Genomic DNA, 7,056 nt, shown 5'->3' on the forward strand with positions numbered 1-7,056 from the left:
AAAAGGGAGGTCAATGCTCTTTTTATTTAAATCTCCCGAGAATAAAGGATTTAATAACAAAAAGGAGTGTCAGATTTGACACTACCGATTCCGGAAACGGAGAAAGAAAATGAATAAAACACTTAAAGAGGAGACACTGGGACAGAGACTTAAGGCTGCAAGAATCAGGAAGAATATGACACAGGAAGGGTTTTCCGAAGCAATGCTCACAACCAAGATCATGATCTCTTATTATGAGAATGACCACGGAGATATGAAGCAAAGCATGATTGCTGAGTTCGCAGATATTCTGGGGACGACTGTTGAATATCTTATCTGCGGAGTTATCAAGACTCCTGAGCTGGATGCAGATTCTGTTGAGATCCTTAAATTGTTTGGAGCTATGGATGAGAAAACCAGGCAAATCATGCTGGTGCAGATGAGGGAAGTAGCAAAGATCTGACTGATTTTATTTTATACTACAAATATAATGACAACTAAAGAGAATGGCAAATTGGCAGGAAAGATGCTTGTTATGGTTGAGAGCACTTTAGAGGTACACAAAAACTGATTCTTCACTTAATTCCTTTATTTTGAATTATTTTTTCAATATTTTCTCACATAATCGTATCTCACCATTATCTTACATTAAAAACATATAAAAATGCATTAAAACCTTTAAAAACCTTTAAAAACCATTAAAATACATTAAAATCCATTAAATATACAATAAAGTCATTAAAAGCCTTTAAAAAGTGATATAATACCATTAACAGGAGGTATCACTTTCATGAACAAATCAGCTGAAATTTTTAAGCCAGGGGCATTACCTGTGACTACTTATATTTCCAGAGAAGCTGCGCTAGGTTTTACTTATGAGGAGAGACTTGAGCAGGCGTTAAATATGTTTGGGTATATAACACTTATTACTGGTCCATCCAAAATAGGAAAAACGGTACTGTGTGAAAGAGTTGTGGGAATCGACAACCTTGTAGAAGTATTGGGTTCAGACTTTTTGAATAAAGAAAATGTATGGAAGACAATCGGTGCAAAGGCAGGGATGCCTTTATCGGGAATGGTTACTACAGGAAATACTGATAATTCTATATCTGAGGAGTACATTGTAACACGAGAAAATGTTATAGCTTATTATCAGGAGCATGAACTTGTGCTGCTTATTGATGATTTTCATTACGCAAGCGAAGAAATACAGCGATTTTTATCGCAACAGCTGAAAGATGCTATCAGGAAAGGACTAAAGGTAATAATATCTTCGCTTCCTCACAGATGTGACGATGCAATCAGAACCAATCCTGATCTGCAGGGACGTATAAGTATAATCGATATTAAGCCCTGGTCTAAGGATGAACTGAGACAGATTCCAAGAAAAGGATTTGAGCAGCTTGGAATACATGTTGATGATAAGTATATTGAAAGCTTAGTCGGCGAGAGCCTTGCATCACCTCAATTGATGCAATTGTTATGCCTGAATCTGTGTGTGCTTATAAAGGCAGATTCTGGTAATGCAGTTGATGTTAGCGAAGAGATTATAAAAAAAGCTTATAAGTTTTCAACTCTGAACCTGGACTTTAAAAATGTCACTGCTGTTATCAGTAAAGGAAAGACAAAACGTGGTAGAGAACGAAAAAAATATTGTACAAGCAAGGGAGAGTTGGATTTATATTCGCTTATACTTGAAGCTATTGCTCAGGATCCGCCTATAGAGGAGATTGGATTCGATGACCTGTTGACGAGAATCAATAAAACAATTGTTGGAGATGATAAGGTTACACCTAAATCATTAAAAGAATATCTGGGCAACATACAGGAAGTCCTAAACGATAAAAACAGAACTTTTGAGGTTCTTGAGTGGAGAGATAACGTACTGTATGTTATAGAAGCATTATTCTTATTCTATTTACGTTGGGGGCGCAATGAACAGGGAACAGAGTATTGAGTTTATTCAGGCTATAGAAGACACTAAAGCGTTAGAAAGAGCAATTTTAGATATCATAGATGAATTGAAATCAGAGGGCTCCAAAGAAATCGCAGATGGCTTAGAGCAGCTTATACCGATATCAAATAATAGATTTTCTGTAATTGGGCAGAAGGAACTATTACAGGAATCCAAAAGAAGAGCTATCAGCATACTTAAGAGTGAACCCCAATTTAATCACGTCAGCGAGAAAGAAGCATGTTGCATCGTTGAGAGAGTATTAGGAAATGTGCAGCTTTATCTGCAGGATATGTTTAAGCGACAGCCACATACTAAATGTACTGACAGTATTTTGAGTATGCAAAAGTGTTTTGATATTGGTAATGAATATGATCTGCAACATATAGTATATGCTCTGCTAAGAGCAGTGTTTCCGCTTGCCAGAATAGAAGAGTATCAGGATGCAGGAGCGTGTGCTGTTAGAAAAGACATATGTATTGATGAGTTTGACATTGCGATAGAGTTAAAATGTACAAGAGATAGCCTTTCCGCTAAAAAGCTTTCAGAGGAAGTAGCATCTGACATTGTTCACTATGAAAATAAAAACATTTTCTTTTTAATATATGATAAAGCCAGAATAATAGACAATATCGATGTATTGTCAACACAACGAGACGTATAGATAGCAAAAATCGCATGATAAACCGTCTCGAAGAAAGATAATGAGATGAGAGGAGTAATTCCAACACTCAAGAGTGCTAAATAATAGGCCTAGTATTTATGCGGCTTTGAGACAAGAAACATCGCTTTTGACAAACAAATGACAAATTTTTCGTGCGAAATAGTTAGCAGTGATGCGCAATCGTGCGAGGTTTGAAAGTCAGATAATCAATTTTTCGAATATATAACTTTAAGTTATGAGAGTTACTTTTTAGAAAACAATTCTAAGAAGTAACTCTTTTTTCTCGGAAGATCTTCTGCATAAAAAGAAAGGAAGCAGATCAATGGGAAAAAGGAAGAAGACAGACCATACTGACCTTTTAATACGTTAGTTGGTCCAAGATTTTGTCCGCACATCCTTTGTAAAAAAGTGGAATTTAGAATTTCACTTTATGTGGTTTTTTGGACACAAGCCTTTTGAACACAAGTGGTAAAGAAAAATACAAAAAGTATTTAATATCACCTAATAATGTGATATTATATAAAAAAGGAGGTGGAAAATAGACATGTTTTTTTATATTTTACGTTTGAAAATATGTGGAATAAAAAACATTGAGGCTCCAGTTGAATTTAACTTCTATAAGAAAACCATAAGTAATGATTTTGACCCAGAGAAATATAGGATTAAGGCTATATATGGAGAAAATGGATCTGGAAAAACTGCAGTCATTACTTCTGTAAAATTACTTCAGAATCTACTCATGGATAAGAGCTATTTAGCAGATAGTGATACTCAACGCTCGCTTGTTGAGATGGTAAATAAAAAAACAAAAAAAGGGTTTGTCGAGTGTGAGTTCTATGTTAATTTTGATGATGAAAAGTTGATTATGTGCTATAGGGCTGATTTTGCAGTTAAGAACGATGAGAGATTTTATTTAACTGCAGAGAAATTAGAGAGCAAAAATGGAAGATATTCGAAAAATGCTTTTTCACCCGTCTTTGTAACAAATGAAGGCTCTTTGATTAAGTATGCAGATAAAAGTGCTTATGCATACTTTAAAGAGAAAACAATGAATTTGCTAGATAAACAGACATTTTCCTCAAGCATAATTGATCTTGGTGATATTATTAAAGAGTATAGGAAAGCGGATGCATTTGTTCAACAAATGCTTTTATCTATATTTGCATTGTCATTATATGTTTCCTTAGATGAGGCGGACAATCATATAAACTATGCTATTAGGGAAAGAATTCGTGAGATGGATGAGGAGACTCTTAAGAGCCATGGTATAGACTTGATTCATCAGATTAGTAGCAAAGTACTAAGTGCAAATTGTAATGAGCATATGATACTTAAAAAATTTTATAATCGGTATGAGAAAAAAATAGATAGATTATGTGATTTTATTAAGATATTCAAACCTGAGCTAAAGGGAATTGAGATTGAAAAGAAAGATTATGATAAGTGCTATAGATGTAATTTGAAAATGGTATATGAGGATTATACACTTGACAAAGAGTTTGAGAGTCGCGGTATAAAAAAATTGATGGATTTGTTCAATTTCTTGGATGCTGCTAGTACAGGATCTATTGTATTTATTGATGAACTGGACTCTAATATTAATGATGTTTATTTAGATAAATTGATAGAATATTTTGTATATTATGGTAAGGGACAGTTGTGCTTTACATCACACAACCTTTCTCCAATGTCAGTATTGAAGGGAAATAAAAACTCTATCAATTTTATTTCGAGTATTAATACGGTTCATGTTTGGACGAATAGTGGAAATTTAAGTCCTGAAAATGCGTATAAAAATGGATTTATAGAGGACTCTCCTTTCAATGTAGATGCGTCTGATTTCTTAGGAATCTTGGGGGATTCGAATGAGTAGACAGGTTTTGCTATGTGTAGAAACAAATAAACGCTCAAGAACTGACTATAAATATATTGATGCAGCGATTAAGAGATTCTACAAGGATGACAAAAAAATAATTTATCGCCCAATTTTCTTAGAATCAAAGACAAAATACAACGCTAAGGATAAAGTTAAGGAAATAAACACATGTGTAAAAAAGTATCCAGGTGATACAGCGGTAATATATTTTATTGATGTTGATGATTATGATGTTAATCCTGAAACAAAAAAGCTATATGATGACATCGTAAATTATTGTATATTGAATAAGTATGAATTTGTTTTTTTTACAAATGATGTTGAAGATGTATTTCTGGGAAAACAAGTTAGCGATGATGAGAAAGTGAAAAGGGCAGATGAATTTACAAGAAAGAAACTCATCGAATCTTTGATTGAGTCAAATCTGCGCTCTAATAGCAGAAAAAAACATTGTAGTAATATACTAAATGTACTTGATAAGTATTGGACAAGAAAATAGTGCTAAATCAAAACTTTGTCTATCAGAGGTAGAGAAGGAAAAGAAGCAGAAGGCCTTTGAAAGCTTGCAGGGCAAGATTATATTTTGATGATGAGTGGTCGGCACATTACTTGCTGCCCGTTGTTACTATCAAATGAGATGTTCTGTGATTTTCGAACGAGACTCGCCAGCGATAACAGAATGTGTTGTTATGGAGTACACCTTAAACTCGCATAAATACTGGGTTTTCTTGAAAAAGATAGAGACAAAGATATATAAAATTGATAGAATAGGAGAGTAATAAATGACATTTCCGAGATGTGCTATTGAGAGCACGATGTCCTTGGATCAAAGAGATATTGATTAGGCCCCGGCCATGAAGACCGTGAAGGAATAAAATCTAAGGGACCACTTTCTTGAAAAACATTTCGAGAAGGTGGTCCCTTTTTTGCGTTACAGGGCTTTGCACATCTTACTTGAAAGCCCTTTTTATCTGCTCCAGAAACTTTTCAGCAATAGGAGTAAAGGTCTGATACTTATTCCATATGAGATATAGTTCTGACTTCAGTTCAGGTGAAAGTGGTCTGAATACCATATCAGTTCCTTCAGTATTTATCAGATCCTTAAATGTAAGAAGTATTCCAAGGTTTTCCCTTGCAAATACAGAGCCGTTATAAGATAGTCTGAAGGATCCTTCAAGTTTTAGCTCAGGAAATCTTTCTTTAGCCCATGTTTTGATTTCATTGTTCCAGCTTTGCTCAGAGACAAACAGAGGCTGTCCTATCAGGTCAGAGACATGGATGGATTTTTTCTTTGCAAGGGGATGAGATGAAGATATGATTGCTCCCCATACATCGGCTTCCGGAAACTTAACATATTCATATTTATTGCTGTCAGGTGTTTCACATAGTACAGCAAAGTCTAAAATGCCCTTATCAAGCTTTTCAGTAACCTGTTCAGTATCTCCGCTGGTTATATGATAAGTGAAGTTTGGGTATTTTTCCTTTAATCTATAAATCTCTCTGGCAAGGTATCTGATCTGATAGCTTTCTGCAAGTCCAAAATATATATCCCCACCTGTTATATCATCCAGGGAGTTAAATTCCTGTTCAATCTTATCTGACATAGTCACAAGATCCTGTGCGCGGTCACGCAGGAGCATCCCTTCATCAGTGAGTGAAATACTGAAACTGTGCCTGATAAACAGTTTCTTCCCAAGTTCTTCCTCTAACGCTTTTAATGTCTTTGAAAGAGTGGGTTGCGATACATGGAGCTGCTCAGCAGCCTTTGACATGTTTTCTTCCCTGGCAACTGCAAGGAAATATCTGAGATTTTTTATTTCCATGAAATCCTCCATAAAGCTAACTATTTAAGCGTTATTCTAAAAACGAATATCATGATATTTATTTTATTCATTAGCGAAAATCCGGTCAAGGTTTTAATATGAAAACTAGAAGGAGAAATAAGATGGATACAGTAAAGATTCTTGAAAACCTTTCAGATATGGGCTGTGACGATAAACAAATATGCTTCATGAAGAAAATGTATAAAGAAGGTGATACCGATACGCTTTTACGAGATCTTAGGAAATGCCGTTGTCACCTTATGGATGAGCTTCATGAGAGCCAGAAAAAAGTAGATAACATGATTTTTTGATAAGACAGATTCAAAAAGAGAAATGATGAAAACAGAGGTTAATAACTGTTGAATAATACTTATAAAACTATATAAATAGATGTTGAGTTTTACAGTTTACTGATGTATAATAATATTGAAAGGAGCTAGCACTTTGAGTAAATATTATTCTATACATGAATTTTCAAAGATTATAGGTGTATCTGCGCAGACATTACGAAATTGGGATGCTAACGGAAAACTTCATCCACATCATACTACAACAAGTGGTTATAGATATTATTCTGATGAACAACTTAACCAAGTAATGAATGTAAAGCCTAAAAATCGTATCACAATTGGATATTGCCGAGTATCGAGTCAAAAACAAAAAGATGACTTAGAGCGGCAAATTGAAAATGTGAGAACGTATCTTATAGCAAAGGGACAACCATTTGAAATAATAAGTGATATTGGTTCCGGTATAAACT

At 34.6% G+C, this 7,056-nt stretch carries 8 protein-coding genes; 7 read left to right on the top strand and 1 reads right to left on the bottom strand.

Features of this window, described 5'->3' with window-relative positions:
• The first annotated feature begins 109 nt into the window (after window positions 1-109).
• The 5 genes from G634_RS20530 (at window position 110) to G634_RS0114525 (ending at window position 4,972) form a co-directional block, all read left to right on the top strand.
• Window positions 110-442: a helix-turn-helix domain-containing protein gene (locus G634_RS20530; protein WP_051234073.1), complete on the top strand. Its 333-nt coding sequence runs from the start codon at window positions 110-112 to the stop codon at window positions 440-442.
• A 327-nt stretch (window positions 443-769) separates the two neighbouring features.
• On the top strand, window positions 770-1,936 hold the full coding sequence (locus G634_RS0114510) for an ATP-binding protein (protein ID WP_026505873.1): 1,167 nt from the start codon (window positions 770-772) through the stop codon (window positions 1,934-1,936).
• A complete protein-coding gene (locus G634_RS20535) occupies window positions 1,914-2,597 on the top strand; it encodes a hypothetical protein (RefSeq protein ID WP_051234075.1) in 684 nt (227 codons plus the stop codon). The genes G634_RS0114510 and G634_RS20535 overlap by 23 nt, the downstream gene beginning before the upstream one ends.
• 544 nt (window positions 2,598-3,141) lie before the next feature.
• Window positions 3,142-4,470, top strand: a complete 1,329-nt coding sequence (locus tag G634_RS0114520; RefSeq protein ID WP_026505874.1) for an AAA family ATPase — start codon at window positions 3,142-3,144, stop codon at window positions 4,468-4,470.
• Window positions 4,463-4,972, top strand: coding sequence for a hypothetical protein (locus G634_RS0114525; RefSeq protein WP_026505875.1), 510 nt, complete (start codon window positions 4,463-4,465; stop codon window positions 4,970-4,972). The genes G634_RS0114520 and G634_RS0114525 overlap by 8 nt, the downstream gene beginning before the upstream one ends.
• Before the next feature lie 451 nt (window positions 4,973-5,423).
• On the opposite strand, the gene G634_RS0114530 is transcribed toward G634_RS0114525, so the two are convergent.
• Window positions 5,424-6,296: a LysR family transcriptional regulator gene (locus tag G634_RS0114530; protein ID WP_026505876.1), complete on the bottom strand. Its 873-nt coding sequence runs from the start codon at window positions 6,294-6,296 to the stop codon at window positions 5,424-5,426.
• A gap of 122 nt (window positions 6,297-6,418) precedes the next feature.
• Between G634_RS0114530 and G634_RS0114535 the strand changes: the two genes are divergently transcribed.
• Window positions 6,419-6,607: a hypothetical protein gene (locus G634_RS0114535; RefSeq protein WP_026505877.1), complete on the top strand. Its 189-nt coding sequence runs from the start codon at window positions 6,419-6,421 to the stop codon at window positions 6,605-6,607.
• A 133-nt stretch (window positions 6,608-6,740) separates the two neighbouring features.
• On the top strand, window positions 6,741-7,056 hold a 316-nt coding region (locus G634_RS0114540; RefSeq protein ID WP_026504745.1), incomplete at its 3' end, for a MerR family transcriptional regulator.

It is taken from the genome of Butyrivibrio sp. NC3005 (assembly GCF_000424545.1).
GTDB lineage: Bacteria > Bacillota > Clostridia > Lachnospirales > Lachnospiraceae > Butyrivibrio.